This window comes from Microvirga sp. 2MCAF38, assembly GCF_052115485.1.
Lineage (GTDB): Bacteria > Pseudomonadota > Alphaproteobacteria > Rhizobiales > Beijerinckiaceae > Microvirga.
Map to the genome: position 1 here is coordinate 389,672 of NZ_JBFRGU010000001.1, position 22,252 is coordinate 411,923.

Consider the following 22,252-nt stretch of genomic DNA (forward strand, 5'->3'; position numbering starts at 1 on the left):
GCGCTCTCACCCGCAGATGAATTCTTGGTAAGGTTCAGGGCTTCGATGGGTTATCGCTTTTGATAAGGGAGTCCAGCGCCTTCTGCTCCTCCGGATCGAGCCTTTCAGCGGACTGCTGCGAGGGCCTGCGGCGCATGGCGACGAAGAGTCCGAAGCCGCCAAGGATGAGCACGAGAAACGGCGCCAGCCATAACGCCATCGTGTGGGGCTTGAAGGTCGGCTTCAGCAGGACGAATTCACCGTAGCGCTGAACGAGATAGCCCTGAACCTGATCGTCACTGTCGCCGGCGACAAGCCGTTCGCGCACCAGGATGCGAAGATCCTTGGCAAGAGATGCATCGGAATCGTCAATCGACTGGTTTTGACAGACGAGACAGCGCAAACCCGATGAAATGTCGCGCGCCCGCTGTTCCAAAACCGGATCTTTCAATACCTCGTCCGGCTGAACCGCATACGCGGCACCTCCGAACGACAAAACGGTGAGAAGGATCAGAAGAAAGCGCATCGCTTTACTCCGCCGGCGCAGGAAGCACCTGAAGGGGTTGCGCACGCGAGGGTGCACCGACCCGCAAACGACGGTCGCTGAGCGACAGGGCTCCGCCGAACGCCATGACGAGCGAACCCAACCAGATCAGGAGAACCAGCGGCTTGTAATAAAGCCGAATTCCAATGGAGCCGTCGGCCTGCAACTCCCCGAGGCTCGCATAGATCTGGCTGAAGCCGATTGTCATGATTCCGGCCTCCGTCGTTGGCATGCCACGTGTGAGATAGAGCCGTTTCATGGTCTCGATCGTACCGAGTTCCCGACCATCGCGCACGACGTTCAGGAGAGCGACGTCCTCACGATAGTTGAACGCGGCACGCGGGATCAGACTCTCGAGACGAACCTGATAGGAGCCTGCTTTCAGCGTCCCACCGGGCCTCAAGGTACCGATACTCTCAACACTCCAGGCCTGCGTAGCAATGCCGATCACGGTCAAGCCGACGCCCGCATGAGCAAGGGCAGTGCCCCAGGTAGAGCGCGGCAGTCCGATAGCCTTGCGACACACCAAAGCCCAAGAATTCACCTTGGACCAAGAACTCCCCTTGGACCAGGAGCGCGTCACGATTTCGTTGAGGGAGCCAAAAACCAGAAAAACACCGAGCCCGACGCCAAGCGGGGCAAGAACCGGTCCGCCAAAGGTCAGGGCGATGAGAGCCAGCGTCACAGCAAGCGCAACACCCATTGCCACATAGAGACGCTGGGCCGTGCCGAGGAAGTTTCCGCGTTTCCAGGCCAGCGTCTGGCCAAAAGGAAGGAGAAGCAGAAGCGGCACGATCAGAGGCAGGAACGTGAAGTTGAAGAAAGGTGCCCCAACCGAGATCTTGTCACCGGTCAGCGCTTCGAGTGCCAACGGATAGAGCGTGCCGATGAAAACGGTTGCGCAGGCCGTCGTCAGAAAGAGATTATTCAGCACCAGCGCGCCTTCACGCGAAACCGGCGCGAAAAGGCCGCCCTGCTGCAGGAGCGGTGCCCGCCAGGCGAACAGCACGAACGATCCGCCGATGAAGGCGATGAGGATCCCGAGAATGAAGATGCCTCGCGCCGGATCGACCGCGAAGGAATGCACCGACGTGAGAACGCCCGAGCGCACGAGGAACGTGCCCAGAAGCGAAAGAGAAAAGGTCAGGATGGCGAGCAGGATCGTCCAGACTTTCAAGGCATTGCGCTTTTCCATCACGACGGTCGAATGGACGAGCGCGGTCCCGGCGAGCCAGGGCATCAGGGAGGCATTTTCCACCGGATCCCAGAACCACCAGCCACCCCAACCGAGTTCGTAATAGGCCCAGTAAGAGCCCATGGCGATTCCAAGAGTGAGGAAGGACCATGCGCCCAGTGTCCATGGTCGCACGATCCGCGCCCATACCGCATCGATCCGGCCGTCGATCAGCGCCGCGCACGCAAAAGCGAATGTGATCGAGAAGCCGACATAGCCGATGTAGAGCAGCGGTGGATGGATCGCGAGGCCGGGATCCTGCAGCAGCGGATTGAGATCCTGCCCTTCCGCAGGCATTGGAATGATCCGTTTGAACGGGTTGGACGCGATGAGGATGAAGAGGAGGAAGGCGATTGTGATCGCCGCCTGGATCGCCAAGGTGTTGGCCTTCAGCCGGAGTGGCACGCTGCGTTTCGCTAATGCAACAACGGCGCCGAAGAGAGTCAGGATTAGAATCCAGAGGAGCATCGATCCCTCATGGTTTCCCCAGACACCGGAGATCTTGTAGATCAAAGGCTTTGCGGAGTGCGAATTCTCGACGACATTCAGGACTGAGAAATCGGATGTCAGGTAGGCGTTCAAAAGCGCCAGAAAAGCAAAGGCCACACAAGCGAAGACGGCCAAGGCCGTCGGCGACGCAACGCTCATCAGAACCGGATCATTGACCCTAGCCCCCCAAAGCGGCACGGTGAATTGAATGATCGACAGCCCCAGCGCGAGCGCGAGTGCAAAATGTCCAGCCTCGACAAACACTGGAGAACTCCCTCAATTCTTAGCCTGTTGTGGAGCATCTTTCTGCTCCTTCCAATGGCCTTGCCGCCGCAGGGTCTCGGCGACCTCGCGAGGCATGTAACTCTCGTCGTGCTTGGCGAGCACCGTATCGGCCCGAAAAACGCCTGAAGGTTCGAGCGCTCCTTCGGCGATCACACCCTGCCCTTCGCGAAAAAGATCGGGGAGAATTCCTTGATAACGGACGGAGCGCGAACTCTGCCCGTCCATTACTTCAAAGATAACCACCTGATCGGCTTTCCGTTCGAGCGAGCCCTCTCTTACGAGTCCGCCCAGGCGGAAGCGCGTTCCCGGCTGCACATTCTTTGCCTGAATGTCCGCCGGAGAATGGAAGAAGACAATCGTGTCGTTCATGGCATAAAGCACGAGCCCCAGCGCGAGCGCGAGGACGAAACCCGAGATTCCAATCAGGCTGAGACGGCGCTGTTTTCGTGTCATGGCGTGCTTAGTTTCAATTCGCGAGCCATCGCGTCGATTATTTGCAAACCGGCCGAGTCGCGAGCCAGCGCGGTGCGGGCCTGCGATGCTGTTATCACAGCCTTGTCGCGCTGCCCAAGAACCACATAGGAACGCATCAGCCGCGCCCACTCTTCCGGACTTCCGCCCTGGCTTTCAAGTCTCGAAGCCAGCCCCGCGACCATTCCCGCGATGGCCTCGGCGTTGGGGAGTCTTTCGGACGGTTGCACCGAGGGGCCGTTCAGCCGGGCCAACTGATCCTTGATCACAGCCGCCCAAGGAGCATCCGCAGGCGCCCCTTCGACCAGAGCAGTGTATTCCGCACGGGCCTTCTCAATTTGTCCGTCCTGCTCAGCGACCCGCGCGAGGTAGAAGCGCGCCTTGACGAGAGAGGGATCAAGAGCAAGGGCTTGTTCGAACACCCGCCTGGCATCGGCGGGAACGATCCCGTCCTGCGCGATCACCATCGCTTCACCGTAATTGGCAAAGCGATTGGCATCCTTATCGAGAAGACGGACTGCAGCGGCATAGGCTTTGATCGCGTCATCGATGCGGCCCATGCGCATATAAACGGGAGCGATCACGTCCCAGCCACGCCCGTCATCCGGCTTTTCTGCGAGATGACTTTCAATCTGCGCGACGGCAGTTGCAAGATCGTCTCGAGTGGCTGACGCCTGGGGCGTCACCGCGGTCAAGGCACGCGAAATATGAGGCGACCCATATGCGCCGTAAACCGCCAGCGCGACGATGGGGACCAGGGACAGTCCCAGGGTGGAAACCGCGCGCCGGCGACGCAAAGCCGGTTCGCCGACAGCAAAAGGCATCGAGTCGCGCTCGGTGCTGGCGCGGAGCAATCGGCGCCCCGCCTCCGCCTTGGCAGCTTCAGCTTCCGCGGGGAGAAGGAGGCCTCGCTCGCAATCCTGTGCGATCTCCGCAAGCTGATCGCGGTAGAATTGAGTGTTGGGATCGCCCTCGACCAAAGCGACGCGAGGGCGTGACAACGGCCAGAGCACCGCCATCACGGCCGCAGCCGTCATCACTGAGAATATGATCCAAATCACCATAACTGTCTTCTTAGCGCGCGGTTGGCTGAAGCACGACGGCGGCACGGTGTCACGCGGAAAACCGCGTGGGGTCAGCTTCCATCCCCTGGAAGCTCCAGTTTTGCCCTCAATCCCCCGAGTGGCGAGGCCTCGAGCCTCAAACGCCCCCGATAAAGGGCGGCGAGATCGCTGACGATGGACAGGCCGAGGCCGGAGCCAGGTTTCGTTTCGTCAAGCCGCCGACCCCGTTTCAGCATTTCCTCACGGGCACCCTCCGGTAAACCGGGACCGTCATCGTCGATGATGAGGTGAATCCAGGGGCGCTCATCCTGCTGTATGACCTTAACCTTGATGTCGACGCGTCCAACCGCCCATTTCGCCGCGTTGTCGATGAGATTCCCTGCCATCTCCTGCAGATCTTGCCGCTCTCCTCTGAAACGAGCGGTGGGCGGAGCGCTAATCTCGATCTGCAAATCCTTGTCCCGGTAGATCTTCCCGAATGTGCGAGCAAGGGCGGACAACACCGGTTCGACGTCGGTAAAGGTCCCGAGTGTCCCGGCGATAGCCGCAGCCCTTGCCCGATCCAAGTAGTAATTTACCTGATCCCGCATAATGGCGGCTTGCTCTCGCACCTTGGTGGCCACCTCGTTCGGCGCGTTCTCCACTTCGTTGACAACGACGCTCAATGGCGTTTTCAGCGCATGCGCAAGGTTGCCGACTTGCGTGCGCGCCCGCTCCAGAATTTCCCGATTGGTTTCCAGAAGGAGATTGATCTCACTCGCAAGCGGGGCGATGTCGCGCGGGTACTCCCCTTGAATCCGTTCCACTTCACCACGCCTGATCGCCCCCAAAGCTCTGCGCAATTGAGCCAACGGCTGAAGACCAAACCGGATCTGGAGCAACGTCGTAAAGCCCAGAGCCAGTCCCAAAAGTGAAAAGGTGACGAAAAGCGCAAACGAAAACCGGCGCGCGCTGTCATCGATTTCATCGGCCGGCCCGCCTATCCGGATGATGAAGCGGCCCTCCTGACCGAGATCGATATCCCGCTCGACCAGTCTCAGCCCCCGGTCGTCCGGGGCTTTGCCATAACCGCGTCGGATCTCACCGAATTTCGCGCTGCCGTCGACAGGAGCGAGGCTCGGTAATTGGCCGCCGAAAAGGGATTTCGAGGAACGGATATCGCCTGGTTTCCCATTGGGGCGGGTGACCTGCCAATACCAACCGGAGAGCGGCAAATCGAATCTGGGATCGCCGATAGGCCCGAGATCCCGATCCGGATCGCCCGGCGTGACGAGGTTCGAGGCGAGAGTGTTGGCATAGACCAGCAGGCGCTGATCGAACGCCCGCTCTGTGTTGTCACGATAAAGAGCCGCGAGAATGAGCCCGGAAATCAGAAGGATCGCAAAGCTCCAGAAGACGGCAGAGACCGCAAGCCGGACGGCGATGGAACGGCCGGCCAAGCGCTTCAGAACTTGTTGAACCTCGATCACGCGGATGGCCGGTTCGGGTCGAGGAGATATCCGAGCCCACGCATAGTTTGAATGATATCGACGCCGAGTTTCTTGCGCAGGCGCCCGATAAAGACCTCGATGGTATTCGAATCCCGGTCAAAATCCTGGTCATAGAGATGCTCGGTCAGCTCGGCACGCGACACGATCCGCCCGGTATGGTGCATGAGATAGGACAAAAGCCGATACTCATGCGATGTCAATTTCACCGGATTCCCATCCACCATGACCCGCCCCGAGCGGGTATCGAGCCGGACGGGACCACAGGCGATTTCGCTCGAAGCATGCCCTGTCGCCCTGCGCAGCAAAGCGCGGACACGGGCCAAAAGCTCCTCCATGTGGAAGGGCTTCGTCACGTAATCGTCAGCTCCGGCATCGAAGCCTTGCACCTTGTCGCTCCAACGGTCGCGTGCGGTCAGGATAATGACGGGCATTTTCCTGCCGTCACGTCGCCAGGACGTCAAAACGGAAACGCCGTCGACCTTCGGCAGGCCAAGATCGAGAATAACGGCATCGTACGGTTCGGTCTCACCGAGGAATTGTCCCTCCTCGCCGTCATAGGCCTTGTCGACCGCGTAGCCCGCCTGTTCCAAGGCGGTCACGATCTGCAGGTTCAGGGTTTGGTCGTCCTCGACAACGAGAAGGCGCACGCTGCTAAACTCTCCGTCAAAGCATGCCTGGAGCCCAGAATATCAGCGCTCTAGGAGAATCATGCGGCACAATAAGAACTTAAGATTATGATCTTGCTCAGGAAACGGGATCACAATCTAGCGGATTGATTTTACGTTCCCCGACGGGCCGTCCACCATCACTTGCACGATACGACCATCTTTTTGCAAGGCCGTGATGACATAGACAAGCCCCTCGTCAGCCCGGCAGAGATTGGCTCGCAGCACCTCGGCGTTCGGTACTTGGCGGCGGGCCGTAATCACAGCCTTGGCCGGCGCGACCACGCCTTTCGATACGACTGCCTCCTGCATCTCGCGAGGTTGCAGGCAATCCTGAAGTGTAGTCGTGGCACTCTGGGCCTGCGCGGCCCAGGCCCATCCCGACAGCATGACGATGAGAGTGACGAAAAAGCGCATCCCGGAATATTGACCCAACCGCACTGAACGGCGCCTGAATGCAATATCACTTCATAAGTTGTCTCGTTGCTGCAATGCGAAAGACGGTGGAGGCGATGAAACTTCCGGCGGCAACCATCTGTGCTACCGCCTCTACCACAGCGCCGTTATCGAGGGTCGAGGTATCGAAGCCCAGGATGCCGAGAACGATGGCTAGCAAGCCGATGGCATTCGCCCAAATCGTCCGGCTAGAAAGCATGTGCTTTGTTTCCAACATGATGTTGGGTTCCTTTCGTTAGAGTGAAGTGGATCGAAGAGAAGTCAGCTTGAGTGCGTCGCTCTCGATGGCCAGCACCCGTTTCGTCCAACCGCGCCCGAAGGTCCGCCATGTCGCCAGTCGCGACAGAAAGCTCAGTCGGGCTTGAGACAATTGGCGGATGACGACTTGCGCATTGGCCTGCTGCGCCTTGGCAAGCGTCCTCGGGCCGATGAAGCCGTCCGCAGGTACGCCCAGAACACGTTGAAGAAAGAGCGTCGCCCGCTTCGGGCCAGAATTGACCGCGATGTCGAAAACGACGAGGTCGATGCCCGGCGGCAATGCATCGGCCTGGATGCCATTCCAATAGTCGCGCCGGTAAATCGCCCTCGCCTCGTCTTCGGTTAAACGGCGTATATCGTCGATGCTTGCGGCTCGCTTTCGAAAGAAAGAAAGGATTGGTCGCGTAATGCCGAACTTCGTCGCGCCACCCGGATCGAGCGGATGGTCGACGAACCCGCCTTCATGCTGAAGAACTGTCCGAAGTGCGGAATCAAAAGACGTGGTGCTCAAGTGAAAATCCAGAATGAATCACACGGATGTGTTGTGATGAAAACCGCAGGCGCTCAGATCTCGGCCTGAAAAGCCATGGCAACCGCACTGCCGAGATAAAGGTATCCGGACGCTCCGGCAGTCCCTCCGAACGTTGTCGCCGCCTGTAACCGCAGAATGATGGTTGTCGGTGTCAGGCCCACCAGCGGAGAGATCGTCACATCTCCCGCGGCATTGGCCCAGGCCAGATTCGCGTTTTCGCAAAATCCGATCTGACTGTTGATCGGCGCAGCGGATGCCCAAGTGAAACCATTTATGCGCAGCGTCGGGGCACTTCGCATTGCTACGGGCAAAGCAATCGGCACATCGATCGTGTTCGTCGAGATGCGCTGTCCCGGAGCGCCGAATATGGTGCCCGCCCCGGCTGAATAAAGGCGCTGGTAATAGCGCCGGCAGCGAAACTCCTCGATATCGAGAGGCTCGGGAACCCACGGCGTCGCGTTCGATCCGATTTCAAGCTTGATGCGCTTGAACGAACATGCGGAAGCAGGGCTCAATTTCAGTGTGATGTTTCCGGTATCGCCCGCTCCCAGGATAACACTCGCAAATTGGCGCCCCGCCCCCGCCGGAATCGTAGCCGATTTCGACGAAACCGAGAACGCCAGAGGCGTCGAGGGATCTTCTACCGACAGGGTCAAGGTCCGTCCGGCAAAGGTCGGCGTATCGGTGAGGCTTTGAGCCAAGGAGACGTCTATGCCCTGCTCCAGCGCGCCCGTCAACGTCACTTTCCCGCTGGCATCGCGCGTGATTGTGCATCCGCCAATCCCGCCCTTCCAGCGATCGAAGCCGAAGTTTCCAGCCGTAATGCTTCCGCCTGCAAAGGCGCGCTGGTTCACGAGGAAATTGGAATTGATGAGAAGATTCACACCCGCTCCGAGCGATCCGACGGTCACCCCATAAGGAAAGGTCGCGATGCCGGATTGGCAATCGACGGACATGGCGTCTCGCCATTGTGCTCCATCGGGAGACACGCGAACCTTGTAATCGTCGCTACCGATCAGTCCTGTCTCTGCACGTCCGCTATAGCCATCCTGATAAAGCTGCGAAAGAACGTTGGCTTGCGCGCTCTTATTGAGGACGAAACGAAGATCCCCGGTGCCGCCTTCCGCTGACGCGCGGGCGGTGAAGAGTGTCGCATTGAGTTTCGCGGCGAGACGATTGACATCGTCCGCAGACGTCCCGATGCCGATGCGATCCAGATTGCCGAGCTCCCGACTGTAGTAGCCGAGATCGCGCCAAAGCAGCCCGTCGTAGACGACGATCCGCTCTTCGACCTCGACATAGGCACGCCACCCCTTACGAGGTTTCAGAAACCGCCATGCGCCGAGATCGAAGAAGGCAATCTCTCCGTCGTGGCCTGAGAAATCGCCTGTCGAAGCAGAGCCTACAAGATAGCGATCTCCTTCCGCTGGAGAGGCCGGAGCCGCCGTCCGCCCTCGCTCGATCACTGCGAGATGAACGAGGGCATCGAGCGCGGCCAGCGCCTCATTATGAGTGACGTGCTTCTGGGCCTGAGCTGCGGCAAGCAAAGGCAAATTCAAATTCTTGGTATTTGACATCGTTCAATCCCAGGGCGCAAAGGGCGTAACTTCAGGTGATGGGAAGCGTGACCGTGCGGTCGAAGCCTCTGCCGACAACGGCACTCCTCTGCGCGACACGAATGGTGATTTGCGTTTGCGTAGATCCGAAGTCGGACAGCTCCTGCGAAGCAGGATACAGAATCGACGCTTCGGTGCTCACGAGTGTGCGGCGGACGAGCCCTCCAAGCAGAATGTCGATTTCATAGCGTTCGGCTTCTTCTCCCAAAGGCACATCGACCGGATCCCAGGCGTCACCGTCGCGACGTGCTCGACGAAGCCACGACAGGCGCACGCCACCAGGTTCACGACGCGCTGTGACACGAACGGGACTGAGAGGCCGAAGACCATCGCCTCTGATGGTAGAAGAGAACTGAAGCATTGCAGGATCGGCGTGATCCCGTCCGGCGGGTCCAACCCGATATTGCCACGTCGCTCCGAGATCACTCGTTGCAAGCGGTACGACGCCTTCGTCCAGCCGGACGAATGTTGCACCAGCAGGCAGATTGCGCGCGGCTTCCGATTCGCTTCCACCGAGACCACGGAGGAGACGCGACAGCCTATAGGTCCGCTCGCCGATCAGTTCCGCATGAGCCGCAGAGACGATTTCCCATCGGCCATCCGGGCCTTGGATCGCGAAGAGATTATTGCCGGCAAGAGCCGCCTCGTCGTCGATTGACGGGATTGCTCCGGAGGAAATCTCCACATCGAGAAAAGTGCGAGGATCCCATCGCCAAAGCGGCCCAGGCAAGAATGCACTCAACGTGCGCCCGATAACAGCTGGAAGATCGATGAACCTGGAGATCGCATAGCTCGACCCATTGCCGGACCGCCAGACAGCCACAGCGCCCGGCCAGGGATCAGCGGCGACCGCCATATATTGCAGCGTTGTCGGATCGCCGTCGGCCACAGGCAGATCGAGCACAATGACATGAGGCTTTCCAGGCACGGACGGAGGACGTTTTACAGGTCGTGGTGCGGATGCTCCGGGCGTTTCGAATATCGACGGTTCGATCGCGCGACTCGTGATCTTGCGCGTCGGACCGTCCGCAATCCGGATCACACGGTGCAATTTCGCGCCCGCGTCGGTCGGTACGGAAATGACATCGCCGGGTTCGACTTCGATCCGGCGAGGAGAGAGTTCGAACTCCGCCGTTTCACGTGCGGCCCACATATCCTGCAGCCAGGCATCCGCAAGACGTTGCGCTTCCGCACGTCGTGTTACGATGGAAAGATCAGCTCGTGACTCTCGCCTGCTTGCGCCGGTGAGGCGTCGGGATGCTACGGCGGCACGTCGATAGTCAATTTCGCCCTCTGTAAATCCGAGCTCCACTTGCAGCGGCAATTCGGTTTCCTGAGTGCGGCTGAGTTTGAGAGCGGCCGCCTTTTCGTCGAGAATGAGATCCGTTTTTTCAATCTGGATCGAACCTCTGCCGCCACGCCCCCGCCATGTCAGACGGCCTCCGCTTGCTATGGCATCGAGACCGAACAGGCGTGCCAAGGGCTCGAGAGCACCGCGCGCCGATATCGGTCTGTCGATGACGTAACCATCCACGAAGCCGTCGATGGGCATCGAGGTCGGTGCTTCGATGCCGAAATCCTTGAGGATGTTCAGAACCAAACGATCGAGAGACGCACCTTCGATGCGCCCGGTAATCCAGTGTCCAGTCTCCCAATTGGCGCCATCCGCCCACACCGTGTCGAAATCCGGGAAGGCCGGAAACGGTCTTGCATCCCAAGCCCACACGTAGACATTCGCGGGATCGACCATCCGTCCGCTGTAAGATGACGAAGCTGGATTGTCGGCGGAGTTGAAACCTGCCAGCTTCGGATCGAAGCGCGATAGGATAGCCTCAAGTCCGCGAGCCTGCGAAAGATCGTCCCGCACACCTCGCGAGAAGGGCGGATAAGCGGATTCCGATGATTTGGGGTCGGGGAAGACGTTGGGGCCATTCGGCCCCTTATCGACGGCTGGAATTCCGATTTCGGTCAACCAGATCGGCTTCGATTGAGCCCTCCAAGCCGTTACGCTGGTCTCGACACCACCCACACGCTCCACATGGCGGTTCGACCACCAGGATACGAGATCCTTCTGCCTGAAAACCCACGGCTTGTTGTATGCACCATCGGTGATAGGTGTTCTTGTCTGCGCACTGCGTTGGGACGAGCTTGCGTAGTACCAATCGAAGGCTTCGCCGGCTCCCAGGCGACTCCGCAGATAATCGGTATCGTAAGGACTGCGCGCTTCGCTCAAATCACGATGATCAGGCCCGTCGCGCCAGTCGGAGAGCGGCGGATAATAGTCGATCCCGACAGCATCGATTTCCGAATGCGCAAAAAGCGGATCGAGGGGGAAACGAACCTCGCGGCCATTGTCGAGGACATGGGCTCCGTACTCCGTCCAATCCGCCGCATAGACAATCTTGGTTGCGGCTCCGAGGATCGTTCGCACGTCGCCGGCAAGCTTCTGGAGTTCCGCGACAGCTGGATAGACGCCAGGTGCTGAACGGACTCGCGTGAGCCCCACCAACTCACTGCCGATGATAAAGCCATCGACTCCCCCCGCATCCTTGACCAATCGCGCGTAGTGAAGGATCTGTTTGCGATAACCCGCTGTACCATTGAACCAGCGCGACACCTGTGAGGCCGCGCCTTCCTGTCCGTCCGGTGATCCCGCCTCGCCCGGCGCCGGGTGGCAGGTGATGCGTCCGCGCCAGGGATACGGCGGCTGGCTCGCGCCGCCATAAGGATTGGGAAGCGCGTTTCCGGCAGGAACATCCATCATCACGAATGGGTACAGGACAACCTTGATCCCTCGCGCCTTCAAGTTCTTGATCAGGCGGATAACGGAGTTGTCGGATGGCGTGCCGCCATACGCGGGCGATCCACTCGAAAGCGAAACAGCGTTCACGTCTGCCCGTTCAAGGCCAGCGACAGACCATGTCGCACCGTCCGTCGTCTTGACCTTCACGTCCACACGCGGAGCGATCGTGCAATTGCCCGCGCGCAGGTCGTCGCCAAACCAGCTCACGACCAAGGAGACGCGCTCCAAATTTGGACATAGCGCCTGCAAAGCATCGAGCGATGCGTCGACATCGCTCGCGCGTTGCCACTGATGGCGGTTTTCAGGCCGTGTGGAACCGAGCCCGAGAACCTGCATGACAGGCGTCTGATCGTAACCGAACTCGGTCGCACCGGGGATCAGACAGACCGCGCGGATCATCCGATTCAACCCATCGACAGGGCGAACGATCTCGAAGGAAAACTGCGGAACGCGATTTCCGAACTCGGCAAGCGCAAGACGCTCGAAAACCACATAGGCGAGTCCACGGTAGGCGGGTGCACTCTCCGCCCCCTCTTTCGCTACGATCAAGGCATCCGCGTCTTGTGTGTCATGCCCATGATGAACGCGCATGACGATGCTGCTCAGATCCAGCTCGCGCCCATCGGCCCAGACCCGGCGCACATAGGCAATGGAGCCTTCGCACAAGCCGACAGCAAGATTGGCAAAATACGAATAAGTGACGTTGACGGTCTTCGACCCCTTTGCCCCCATCCCTTTGCCACCTTGGGCACCGGAACGCTGCGTTTGCGTGTTCGCGACCTCCTCCAACCGTGTCGCCCAGATCAGTTGCCCGCCGATGCGGGCGCGTCCGTAGACGCGCGGGATGGGCGCTCCCTCGGTGGAGGTCAGTCCATCGATATCTTTCAGGCGAGGACCTTCAACGACTTTCGTGCCCTCGGAGCCGCCCAGAAGCGCGTTGTCGATGGCTGCACCGGCGAGCCCCCCGAGCACACGCCCCGCCATGGCGCCGAGCGGACCCGCAACCATTCCGCCGACCACGGAGCCGACGGTTTGAAGAACCATAGTTGCCATTGTCAGATTCCTGGGAAACGAAAAGCGTGGGAAAGATGCCGCCGCCACCACGGGCTGATGGCAATCTCGGTCACACAAGCCCCGTCATGGGCGTGAATCATGTTTTCATACGATGTCGCGATAGCGCAGTGTTTGGCGGGAAGACCGTAACGCCAGCGGAAAAGCAGGACATCTCCGCCTCGCACATCGTGTGGGTCGGTTTCAACGAGATATCGATGCGCAGCGGCAAGGAGTGTATCGGCCCCGGCTTCCGCCCAATCCGGTGTGTACGGCGGCGGCAATTCGGGCTCGGTGCCGAGAGCACCGCGCCAGACACCGCGCAGAAGACCGAGGCAATCGCAGCCGACGCTCTTCAGGGAGGCTTGGTGAAGATACGGCGTCCCGATCCAAGCGCGAGCTTCAGTCACGATGATCTCTGCGGTGCTCATCGAAAGAAGCTTCCGCCATCGAGACCGGGCTCACCCTGTCGCGGCATCCGGACGATGAAATCGTTGCCGGGCATATGCGGAAAGCCACGGAAATTCGGCGCATTCTTGAATTTCGCGCGGCACGTCTCGTGTCGCTTGTCGCAGCCCGCCGTCACACGAAAGCTGTCGCCGACGGCAATAGGCTTCGGTGCGCGCTGCCAGAGGTCGAATTCCGACGTCGAGCCGACGCGTCGATGCACCTTGATCTCGACCAGAATGTCTTTGTTAGCGCCGCTCGTCCAGGTCAACCGACCGCCCGTGCACCAGCCGTCGGAAAAGCCGATACCGGATGCGGCAATGACGAGCCAGCCGTCCGTGCGCATGACCGTTCCGGTGTCGGTGTAGGTGGAACCGGTCAGCTTCAGACCGCACTTTACATCGCCCAAATCGGCGGCGCAGGTCGCGCGGAACAGGCGCCCTTTTTCTTCATCGAGGCGATGGGTCAGTCCCCTCACCTCCGCGATAAACGTTCCGTCTGCACGGCGAATTTCACCGATTGAACCGACATCGAGAAGAAGCCGTTCGGTCACGTTCCCCCAATTGACGAGCCAAGTCTCGACGCTTGCATCGTCGTAGAGACCGGCGGAGATGTCGTCTTCAGTTAATCCTGCAGAAACCAGCGCGCCGGAAACCTCTCCGCCTCCGACAGCAAAGCCCAGTTCGGCCGTCGCTTCCGCCGCCTCGAGCCCGGTGTGCGCATTGAATATCACGCCGCCGAAGCTCAAATCGCGATCATGGTCGGTAAAGCCGAAGGCCTGGCCGTCCCGGCGAATGAGTTTCCAACAATGGCAAAGCGAAGTCGTCCCGCCGGCGAGATGCGCGGCGAGATCCAAGGGAATGGAACGCATGATTATCTCTGAATTTACGGAACGATTTCGATGAGCGGAATCTGCGGGATCGCGCCCGCCTCGAAAGCGGAAAGATCGATATCGAGCTCGTCGGTGTCGAAGCGCACGGGCACGTCGAAAGCAAAACCCGCGGTGATCGCGGCTCCGCCGGGCGGCGCATTCGTGAAGGTCACGACACCCGTTGTGGGATCGCTATTGAAGGCCGAGCCCACCGACTGCTCGACTCCATTGATCGCCACACGCACGCTGCCACCGATTGGCTTTGCGATGGGGCGTTGATAAGGCGAGAACGACGAGCCATACGTTTTGATGAGCTGGAAGATTTTTGCCGTACCGTCGCCGGTGCCGATGCGTTGATCGAGCGGCGTCGGCTCCTTCGAAGGTGAGCCGGAACGCCAATCGGTTCTGTCGCGAAAGCGGAAACCAGTGAGCCGTCCGCGCCTCTCTTCGAAAAAGGCGATGACCGCATGCAATGCATCGATGCTGCGCACCCCCAGACCGGCATCGTAACGGCGCCGGGAATTCGCCCACCGGCTATTGCGATGTTCGCGTCCTGAAGCCAGCGTCACGATATCGGTACGCCGCACCGGCCCGCCCCGGCTGCCGAGGCTGACATCGAGCGGAAAACGGACCTCGTGAAAATCGGAAGCCATGATGGACACTCGTCAAATGATTGAAACGGAAAGGTATTGCGATGCGTTGTCCGACCGGAGAAACCGGCGAACGCGCATCAAGGGAAAAGACAATCATGAGCGGCAACGAACTGACGGACGACTTCCCCGGCATGGAAAACAGGATCCATGCCCTGAAGACGGGCAATCATCACTTCGCGCGCCTGTACGATGATTATGTGGAACTCAACCGCACCATCCACCGCATCGAGACGCGGGTGGAGCCGACGACGGAAGACGTCGAGGAAGAATTGAAGCGCCGGCGCGTGGCCATCAAGGACGAGATCGCCGCCATGCTGGCACAGGAAGCCTGACGGCTTTCCCTCGTTTCATCACATGCCGCGCTGGCCGCGCGCGACAGCGCGCGCGAGCGCGGCGGAGACTTGCGCCTCGGAGCGCCTGAAACTCTCCGCATCCGGCGTCGAGACATTCACCGTCACATTCATCGGCCCGCTGCCGCCTCCGGCGCGAACGCCGAGCCGGCCATCGGGCCCGCGCGCCAGCGGCATCACCGCCTCCGCACCGCGCTCGCCCATCACGCCAAGACCGCGCCCCAGCGGAAAGTACGTCGGCGCGCCAACCACCCCGCCCTGCGCGAAGGGCATGACCATGCCGCGCGAAAACACGCCGCCTTTCGCAAAGGGCGAAGCAGCAGCGCCCCCGCCTCCGAAGATGGAGCTGAAGATCGAACCGATCCCCTTGGACAGCGAGCCGAGAAGCCCGCCGAGCAGATTGCCCAGCCCTCCTATATCCGCAGGAAGAGCCTTCTGCGTACTGTCCCCCGCAATCCCGGTCTTGATGGTCTGGCCCAGGGCGAGTTGAAGTGGCGCAAGGGCAAGGCGCAATCCCCCTTCGACAAGGGATTGCCGCATCGTTTTCAAAACGTTATCAAGTTTCTTTCCTTCGGCGACATTCTTCGCAAACGCATTGGCAAGCGAGTCGCCGAACCTGTCGGAGAGACTGATGAGTGTATTGAGCTGGCGTTTGCGGTCTTCGTCAAGTGCATTGTTTTCCCGCTTCGTGCCATCCTTCGGATCTGACAAGTTTTTCTCCTGTTTTCTAGTCGGTTGCCTCGTGTTGCTTGCTACCGCGGCCTGTGCACCCGCTCGCCCTCAGGTCGACCTGTTCGACACAGGAAATCTCAACGACCAGCAATGGGAGAGGGTGCAGAACGAATGCGACTACGAGGCTTCCAAAGCGGTTGCCGCAGCTGACCCCGGTCCGGTCCGCCATTACGATTGGAAAAAGCTCTATTTCAGATGCCTCGACCTCAAGGGCGTAAAGTATCTTGGAACGGCCGACGACTTTCCCGAATGGAAGAAGAAATAACGCTATGAAACGCCGCTGCCCCCTCGCGTGACGTGAGTGGGGCCGAACCTGTCGGAGAGACTGATGAGTGTGTTGAGCTGGCGTTTGCGGTCTTCATCGACCGGGTCGGGAGGTGGGTTGTTTCCTTCCTTAGCCATGACGCTACGTCCTTCCATTATTGGCCTGCTTTTCATCCTGGGCGGATGTGTTGCCGCAAAGCCCGCACGGCCTACGAAACCTCTATATGAGACGAACTTGAGCACGCAGCAGCTTCTGCGGGCAGAGGCGGAATGCGACTATGAAGCGACTAAAGCTACCGCATCTGGATCGGCCGCTACGGCATCGGTGTATCTTAGAAAGATCTACTTCATGTGTATGGAACTCAAAGGCGCGAAGTATATCGGACAAAGTAATACGCCCGTCGACTAAAGTCATATGCCACTAAAAATCGGGCAGGTGCGCGTCGCCACGTTTGTCGGAGAACCCGTTGAATATGTTGAGCTGGCGTTTGCGGTCCTCATCTGTACTTTGTGACTTGAGGTCGTCGGTTTTGTTAAGTCTTTCTGACACATTTAGCTCCTTGAGATCCACTCAATGGATGCCTTTTCAGCGTTCATCGCACTCTCCGGATGCATTAGCGCCGAACCTCCTACCGACGTTTTCAGAACGACGGGCATCGCACCAGCTGAATGGGACCGCATGCAGCGCGAATGTCGATACGAAGCCGACAAGGCAGTTGCATCAGCGCCACCAGGACCTGTTCGTTTCCTCGATTGGAAAAAGATCTACATAGGCTGCCTTGAACTTCGGGGAGCCAAACATGTTGGAACGACAGACGATTTCCCCCATCTCAGATAGTTTGCGCAGCCTTGAAATGATGGAACTCAAATGAACTTCGCATACGCATTGGCAAGCGAGTCGCCGAACCTGTCGGAGAGACTGATGAGTGTGTTGAGTTGGCGTTCCTTGTCTTTTGTAACCTGATCTTGAGCGACTTTATTTTTCGATTGAGGGGTCATGCGTAAATTCCAACTGTTATTCGTGCTCTTTTTTACCAATCCGACAATCGGCTGCTCAACGCAGCCGGAAAATCTCATGTTTGAAACAAACGGCCTGTCACAAACGGAATGGCAGAAATTGCAGGACGAATGCGATTACGAAGCGAAAAAGGCTACCGCCTCCGCTCCGATCAATATCGCTCACTACCGATGGAAAGACATCTACATCCGTTGCCTTGAAGCGCACGGTACAAAACTACTAGGCCCCCAACAGTAGTGATTAATGGATCGTTCTCAAAGAATGCAAGGCACGAAGTCCCTGCTTTTCGTTTGTTCGTGCCCCCCAAGAAAATCACGTAGTATGTCGGAGAGACTGATGAGTGTGTTGAGCTGGCGTTTGCGGTCTTCATCAAGTGCCGCCGCATTCTTGTTTTCAGCTAGTGTGGGATCTGTTGTCAAACTCTTTTCCTTTAGGACGCTTCCCAAAATAAGCCTTTGCGCAGCCGCTCTCCTCATAGGCTGCGCCAGACATATGCCTGTCGACGTCTATGACACCCATGGGATCAGCGCCTCCGCATGGAAGAGCATGCGCCGCGAGTGCGGCTACGAAGCCGATAAGGCCGTTGCCGCAGCCAAGCCCGGGCCGATCCGCGCCATGGATTGGGGAAAGATATTCGATACATGCCTTGAACTGCGAGGTGCGAAGCACCTCGGAACTACTGACGACTTCCCGGACGCAAAAGAGCTGAACTGATGAGTGTGTCGAGCTGGCGCTTGCGGTCCTCATCGTGTGCATTGTTTTCCCGCTTCGTGCTGTCCTTCAAGCGCCTTGCGTGAGGAATGCCGGGTCGTCATCCGGAAATGCCTCCATCATGCGTCTGAGGTCGCGGCTCGTAGCCGGTTGGGACTTGTGAACGCCGTTCAGGGTTTCCCACGCGGCGATGAGTTCGCGTGGGGTCGCGTGCCAGAATGTGTCGGGGTTCCACCGCAAAACGCCGAGGCCGAAGGACAAGGCGTCGTCCCACGGAAAGGCTTCAGCCGCGCTCACGCGCTTTGCGGTTGCGGAGGGTTTGCGGATGACGCCTCGCCGCCGAATGTCGCAAGCAGCAACGCAGCGATGGCCTCCGCGACGGGTGCGATGCCATCGAGCAGAGGCAGCGCGGCGACGTCCTGATCGCTGAGCGCGTGCCCGCCGCCGCGCAGGGCGATAGCGAGAATCCGCAACAGATCGCGACTCGACAGGCGACCCGTGCCGAAGCGCTCCGCCAGCGTCATGAGATCCTCGACGCCGAAGGCATCCTCGAGTTCCGCCAGCGCGCCGAGCGTGAGGCACAGGGTGTAGCGCATCGCGCCGATTTCCAGCGCGATTTCGCCGCGTCGTCTGTTGGCCATGTGATGTCCTTTTCTTGAATGGAAGGCTCGCTCAGTGAGGCGCTTCCGACGCTCTCTGGATCACCCTTCGAGACGCGGCTTTGCCGCTTCTCAGGATGAGGGCGTGAATAGCGCGTCCTTACGATGAGGTGTGTAGGCAACGCACTCTCAGGATGAGGCCCCGCAAAAAGCGCGCTTGCCTCCTACAGCGCCACGAAGGTCAGCGCGCCGGCGGACTCGAAGGCCATCTCGAACGTCACCTCGCCCGCATGATCGCCGCGATATTCAAGGCTCGTGATCTGAAACGGTCCTTCGATGCGGCCGAAATCGGGAATGACGATCTGATAGGTGAGAATGTCGCCGTCGAAAAACACCTGGCGCATCCGCGCATCGGATGCATCATCCTTGAACACGCCGGAGCCGGTGATGCCCGCACGGCGCACGCCGACCCCCGCCAGCAATTCCCGCCAGCGCCCAGCGGAATCCGCATTCGTCACGTCCACCGTCTCCGCGTTGAACGCGACCTGTCGCGTGCGAAGCCCGGCAACGGTGACGAAGCCCGTACCGCCGTCGCTGATCTTGATGAGAAGGTCTTTGCCTTTCTGAGCAGACATGAAAAATCCTTTATCATGGAATGAAGAACCGCGCGTGACGCGCGAGATTGGAAGCGCGTGACGATCAGCCGTGTGCGACATCCGCAACGTGTCTCACACGGTCTCGGTGACAGCTCGCAACGTCACGACTATACGGATAAGTTGCGTGTCCTTGTCTCGCGTGGATGAGATCTCGGTCGCCCGCAAATTCACAAGGCGATGCCCCTCGATGGAGAGCGCCGCATCGTGAAGAATGTCCGCGAGGCGTTCCGCGACGACGAGGCCAGACCGGGCGCTGCCCTCCCGCGCCCACACGACCAATGCGAGATTCTGCTCGTGTCCACGGTCGGAATCCGTCGACCAATCAACCGCCTTCACATCGCCGAACACGGCGTAGACCGGTGCCACGTCGCGCGGTGGCTCATCGTAAAGATGAAGCGCGCCGCCCATGAGGTCGATCAATTCAACATCCAATTCTGTGGCGTCGAGAATGGCGCGGCGCAGGGCGAGAATGGGACTCGTCATGCGCGGATTTCCTCGACGAGGCAGATAAGCTCGCGCCGCGATCCGTCCGGATCGGATGCCGTGCGAATGGCGAAGCGACGCAACCCGGAAACGAGCCGCATCGCGGCCGTTACGCCGTCGCGATAGCGCAGCGTGATCTTGTGCGTCAGCGCTTGCTCGGGACGATCGGCACGTATGCGCTCCACGCCGGAAAGCATTTCCATTGCGCCCCAGACTTGGGGCCCCGAAGCATAGGAGCGAATGACGCCGCCGAAGCCATCGGGCCGTTCCAGCGGCAATTCGAGAACGAACCGGCGCGCCCGCGCGCCGATCGAGAGAGGTTTTGTTTTCATGACGATACTCAGAATTCAGAGGCGCGCCCGTTGAAACGGCGCGATGAGGGACAAGGCTTCTGGTGGCACCATCTGCTCGCCCGCGACATCGCCCCGGCTCTCGAACCAGCGGGCGACGAGAATTTTCACGGCCAATCGAAGCGTGGCTGGGACGGTGTCCGGCTCGGCGCCGAAACCCGCCCGTAATTCGATGAGGATGCCGTTTTGCACTTTTGCGGGATCCGGCGCGGTCTTTGCGACAATCCTTGGCGGGTCGCTCAAAGCGTCGATATCAAGCGCGTCGGCCGAAATTTCGGTAGCGACATCCCAGGCGTCGAAGACTTGCACACGCTCGACGGCTACCAACGGCGACAGTGGCAGGACAATCGTCCTGTCTGGCGGCCAAGCATCGAGCGCAATCTTCCAGTGTTGTTCAATCAGGATTCTGCGCGAAACGGTCTCCACCATCAACCGGGCAGCCTTGATGAGCCCTGCGATCAACTCGTCCTCCGCATCGTCATCGACGCGCAGGTAGGCTTTCATTTCGGCAAGCGTAACGGGCTCGACGGCGGGGCCGTCGACGAGTATCGGATGCATCGAACAGGAATCCTTTGATGATGAATCGGTACGGTTGGCTCGGCCTCTTCGCGCTTCTTGCAGCGACAGGAGCCAAGGCCATCGTCGGCGGAGCGGAAGACAGCGGTCCCTTCTCCCGCTCGACGGTGATGGTGTTGAATTCGAATGGCGGTATGTGCAGCGCCGTGGTCGTCGCACAGGATGCCGTGCTCACCGCCGCCCATTGCGTGACGGGCGCGAGCGAATATCGCGTGCATTTCAAGGACGAGGCTGGTCAGCCGATTCTGATCGTGCCTGCGGCAAAGGTCGTGCATCCAGGTTACGACGCCAAAGCCATCGAAGCGCGGCGGCGGTCCATCGACCTCGCGCTCGTACGCGTGCCGGAACCGCTCCCTGCCCGCTTTGCAAGCGCGACGCTGTCAACCGGCATTCCCACGAAAGGCGATGCGGTCGCTGTCAGCGGCTATGGCCTCGCGCAAGAGAATGAGCCGAAGTCGACCGGCACGTTTCGCACAGCTGATCTCAGGGCCATCGAGCCCTATGGGCCGAGCAAGATCTTGCTCTGGGCGCAAGGCGCCAACGCAACCGGCGCGTGCCAAGGCGATTCCGGCGGTCCCATGACAACTAAGAACGCGGTTGTCGCCATCACAAGCTGGTCATCGGCTGGGAAGGAGCGCGGCTGCGGAGGCCTCACCCAAGGCATTCTGCTCAGTCCCCAGAGGAATTGGATTGATCAGACACTCGCCCAGTGGAAGAGAACCGCGCGCTGGGATTGATGGGCGTTTCGGAACCATTGCTACCGCCACGATCTTCCCTTACGACACATTATCGAGAATCACATTTTCATGCGCGCTCCGCTGCTTCTTAGCCTGTTCATTTTCACTTTCGGTTCCCCTGCTCACGCGGTGATCGGAGGCACGGCGGATCGCGATCCGGACGGACTTCGCCAATCCGTGGTGTGGATCGAGAATTCATCTGGCGAGCTGTGCACGGGAGCCCTCGTGCGCGCGGATCTCGTTTTGACTGCCGCGCATTGCATGATGGACCACGCGTCCTATCGAGTGATCGGCGTCAATCGGGCATTCAAGCCGGAAAAACGTCGCGTGACCGCCGCAGCGATCCATCCATCCTTCGAGCCCGGCACAGCCCCGCGCAAACAGCCTGGCGTCGACCTCGCAGTGCTCAAACTCGAACGCCCGCTTGGAAAACAGTTCAAGCCCTTCGACCTCAGCAAGCCGCCGCAGGTCGATGCCGGGGCGATGGTGACCTTGGCGGGTTTCGGGGTTCTCGGCGAAAACAGAAAGCACACCGCACGCCTGTTGCGGCAGACCAGTCTCATTTCGCTCGGACCTGCCGATTCCTCGAACAAGATCCTGATCATCACGGATCGCGACCGGCTCGCGCAAACAACGGGCCTCGGCGCGTGTCGCGGCGATTCCGGTGGGCCGGTTCTCGCCGCGACACAACAGGGGTATCAACTTCTCGGTACGGTCAGCTGGTCGAGCGGCGCGCTACGCAGTCCGCCGTCGGCAGCCTGCGGCGGACTCACTGCCGTCACGCCCATGGCAGATAACCTGCCCTGGATCGAGAAAAGCATTGGGGCTCTCGACGATCTTTAAGTGAAAACGGAGGAAACTCGCGTCTC

General features: G+C 59.7%; 28 protein-coding genes. 6 read left to right on the plus strand and 22 right to left on the minus strand.

Translation table 11 applies throughout. The features are described 5' to 3' along the window. Positions 1–34 precede the first annotated feature (34 nt). The 14 genes from AB4072_RS01820 to AB4072_RS01885 all read right to left on the minus strand — a co-directional run bounded on the left by AB4072_RS01820 (position 35) and on the right by AB4072_RS01885 (position 14,907). Positions 35–505 (minus strand): cytochrome c-type biogenesis protein, encoded by a 471-nt coding sequence (locus AB4072_RS01820; RefSeq protein ID WP_441965194.1) that lies wholly within the window; start codon positions 503–505, stop codon positions 35–37. Positions 506–509: 4 nt separating this feature from the next. Then, the gene (locus AB4072_RS01825; RefSeq protein ID WP_441965195.1) at positions 510–2,510 is read right to left on the minus strand and encodes a heme lyase CcmF/NrfE family subunit; all 2,001 of its coding nucleotides are present in this window, start codon (positions 2,508–2,510) and stop codon (positions 510–512) included. Positions 2,511–2,522: 12 nt separating this feature from the next. Continuing rightward, positions 2,523–2,984, minus strand: a complete 462-nt coding sequence (ccmE, locus tag AB4072_RS01830) for a cytochrome c maturation protein CcmE (RefSeq protein ID WP_441965196.1) — start codon at positions 2,982–2,984, stop codon at positions 2,523–2,525. After that, positions 2,981–4,066 carry a c-type cytochrome biogenesis protein CcmI gene (gene ccmI, locus AB4072_RS01835; protein ID WP_441965197.1) on the minus strand — a complete coding sequence of 362 codons (1,086 nt, stop codon included), beginning with the start codon at positions 4,064–4,066 and terminating at the stop codon, positions 2,981–2,983. Before ccmI ends, ccmE begins: the two co-directional genes overlap by 4 nt. Positions 4,067–4,137: 71 nt before the next feature. Next, complete coding sequence (locus AB4072_RS01840) at positions 4,138–5,532, minus strand: sensor histidine kinase (RefSeq protein WP_441965711.1); 1,395 nt, start codon at positions 5,530–5,532, stop codon at positions 4,138–4,140. Next, entirely contained in the window at positions 5,532–6,203 is a 672-nt protein-coding gene (locus AB4072_RS01845; protein WP_441965198.1) for a response regulator transcription factor, read from the minus strand. Before AB4072_RS01845 ends, AB4072_RS01840 begins: the two co-directional genes overlap by 1 nt. 117 nt (positions 6,204–6,320) lie before the next feature. Then, positions 6,321–6,662, minus strand: a complete 342-nt coding sequence (locus AB4072_RS01850) for a PepSY domain-containing protein (protein WP_441965199.1) — start codon at positions 6,660–6,662, stop codon at positions 6,321–6,323. A gap of 22 nt (positions 6,663–6,684) precedes the next feature. Then, a complete protein-coding gene (locus tag AB4072_RS01855; RefSeq protein WP_441965200.1) occupies positions 6,685–6,894 on the minus strand; it encodes a hypothetical protein in 210 nt (69 codons plus the stop codon). Between the two features lie 18 nt (positions 6,895–6,912). Beyond that, positions 6,913–7,446, minus strand: a complete 534-nt coding sequence (locus AB4072_RS01860) for a glycoside hydrolase family 108 protein (protein WP_441965201.1) — start codon at positions 7,444–7,446, stop codon at positions 6,913–6,915. A gap of 53 nt (positions 7,447–7,499) precedes the next feature. After that, positions 7,500–9,044: a DUF2793 domain-containing protein gene (locus AB4072_RS01865; RefSeq protein ID WP_441965202.1), complete on the minus strand. Its 1,545-nt coding sequence runs from the start codon at positions 9,042–9,044 to the stop codon at positions 7,500–7,502. Positions 9,045–9,075: 31 nt separating this feature from the next. Continuing rightward, positions 9,076–12,939, minus strand: coding sequence for a baseplate multidomain protein megatron (locus tag AB4072_RS01870; RefSeq protein ID WP_441965203.1), 3,864 nt, complete (start codon positions 12,937–12,939; stop codon positions 9,076–9,078). Between the two features lie 2 nt (positions 12,940–12,941). Then, positions 12,942–13,367 (minus strand): NlpC/P60 family protein, encoded by a 426-nt coding sequence (locus tag AB4072_RS01875; protein WP_441965204.1) that lies wholly within the window; start codon positions 13,365–13,367, stop codon positions 12,942–12,944. Further along, the gene (locus AB4072_RS01880) at positions 13,364–14,254 is read right to left on the minus strand and encodes a DUF2163 domain-containing protein (RefSeq protein ID WP_441965205.1); all 891 of its coding nucleotides are present in this window, start codon (positions 14,252–14,254) and stop codon (positions 13,364–13,366) included. The genes AB4072_RS01875 and AB4072_RS01880 overlap by 4 nt, the downstream gene beginning before the upstream one ends. Positions 14,255–14,268: 14 nt before the next feature. Further along, positions 14,269–14,907: a phage distal tail protein, Rcc01695 family gene (locus tag AB4072_RS01885; RefSeq protein WP_441965206.1), complete on the minus strand. Its 639-nt coding sequence runs from the start codon at positions 14,905–14,907 to the stop codon at positions 14,269–14,271. A 95-nt stretch (positions 14,908–15,002) separates the two neighbouring features. On the opposite strand from AB4072_RS01885, the gene AB4072_RS01890 reads away from it, so the two are divergent. Next, on the plus strand, positions 15,003–15,239 hold the full coding sequence (locus tag AB4072_RS01890; protein WP_441965207.1) for a YdcH family protein: 237 nt from the start codon (positions 15,003–15,005) through the stop codon (positions 15,237–15,239). An 18-nt stretch (positions 15,240–15,257) separates the two neighbouring features. Here AB4072_RS01890 and AB4072_RS01895 read toward each other — a convergent pair whose 3' ends face one another. Then, entirely contained in the window at positions 15,258–15,968 is a 711-nt protein-coding gene (locus tag AB4072_RS01895) for a phage tail tape measure protein (RefSeq protein WP_441965208.1), read from the minus strand. Between the two features lie 31 nt (positions 15,969–15,999). Between AB4072_RS01895 and AB4072_RS01900 the strand changes: the two genes are divergently transcribed. Then, positions 16,000–16,254, plus strand: a complete 255-nt coding sequence (locus tag AB4072_RS01900) for a hypothetical protein (protein ID WP_441965209.1) — start codon at positions 16,000–16,002, stop codon at positions 16,252–16,254. Positions 16,255–16,256: 2 nt separating this feature from the next. Here AB4072_RS01900 and AB4072_RS01905 read toward each other — a convergent pair whose 3' ends face one another. Continuing rightward, a complete protein-coding gene (locus AB4072_RS01905; RefSeq protein ID WP_441965210.1) occupies positions 16,257–16,391 on the minus strand; it encodes a hypothetical protein in 135 nt (44 codons plus the stop codon). Positions 16,392–17,250: 859 nt separating this feature from the next. Between AB4072_RS01905 and AB4072_RS01910 the strand changes: the two genes are divergently transcribed. Beyond that, a complete protein-coding gene (locus AB4072_RS01910; protein WP_441965211.1) occupies positions 17,251–17,508 on the plus strand; it encodes a hypothetical protein in 258 nt (85 codons plus the stop codon). Positions 17,509–17,763: 255 nt separating this feature from the next. Further along, on the plus strand, positions 17,764–17,985 hold the full coding sequence (locus AB4072_RS01915) for a hypothetical protein (protein WP_441965212.1): 222 nt from the start codon (positions 17,764–17,766) through the stop codon (positions 17,983–17,985). 66 nt (positions 17,986–18,051) lie between these two features. Here AB4072_RS01915 and AB4072_RS01920 read toward each other — a convergent pair whose 3' ends face one another. The 6 genes from AB4072_RS01920 to AB4072_RS01945 form a co-directional block, all read right to left on the minus strand. After that, a complete protein-coding gene (locus tag AB4072_RS01920; RefSeq protein WP_441965213.1) occupies positions 18,052–18,279 on the minus strand; it encodes a phage tail assembly chaperone in 228 nt (75 codons plus the stop codon). Next, positions 18,276–18,623 (minus strand): gene transfer agent family protein, encoded by a 348-nt coding sequence (locus tag AB4072_RS01925; RefSeq protein ID WP_441965214.1) that lies wholly within the window; start codon positions 18,621–18,623, stop codon positions 18,276–18,278. Before AB4072_RS01925 ends, AB4072_RS01920 begins: the two co-directional genes overlap by 4 nt. Positions 18,624–18,805: 182 nt before the next feature. Continuing rightward, positions 18,806–19,216 (minus strand): phage major tail protein, TP901-1 family, encoded by a 411-nt coding sequence (locus AB4072_RS01930; protein WP_441965215.1) that lies wholly within the window; start codon positions 19,214–19,216, stop codon positions 18,806–18,808. 93 nt (positions 19,217–19,309) lie between these two features. After that, positions 19,310–19,720 carry a DUF3168 domain-containing protein gene (locus AB4072_RS01935; RefSeq protein ID WP_441965216.1) on the minus strand — a complete coding sequence of 137 codons (411 nt, stop codon included), beginning with the start codon at positions 19,718–19,720 and terminating at the stop codon, positions 19,310–19,312. Beyond that, positions 19,717–20,052 (minus strand): phage head closure protein, encoded by a 336-nt coding sequence (locus tag AB4072_RS01940; protein WP_441965217.1) that lies wholly within the window; start codon positions 20,050–20,052, stop codon positions 19,717–19,719. Before AB4072_RS01940 ends, AB4072_RS01935 begins: the two co-directional genes overlap by 4 nt. Positions 20,053–20,067: 15 nt before the next feature. Further along, positions 20,068–20,628, minus strand: a complete 561-nt coding sequence (locus AB4072_RS01945) for a head-tail connector protein (RefSeq protein WP_441965218.1) — start codon at positions 20,626–20,628, stop codon at positions 20,068–20,070. A 17-nt stretch (positions 20,629–20,645) separates the two neighbouring features. Between AB4072_RS01945 and AB4072_RS01950 the strand changes: the two genes are divergently transcribed. After that, a complete protein-coding gene (locus AB4072_RS01950; RefSeq protein ID WP_441965219.1) occupies positions 20,646–21,383 on the plus strand; it encodes a S1 family peptidase in 738 nt (245 codons plus the stop codon). A 69-nt stretch (positions 21,384–21,452) separates the two neighbouring features. Further along, positions 21,453–22,226, plus strand: a complete 774-nt coding sequence (locus tag AB4072_RS01955; RefSeq protein WP_441965220.1) for a S1 family peptidase — start codon at positions 21,453–21,455, stop codon at positions 22,224–22,226. Positions 22,227–22,252 lie beyond the last annotated feature (26 nt).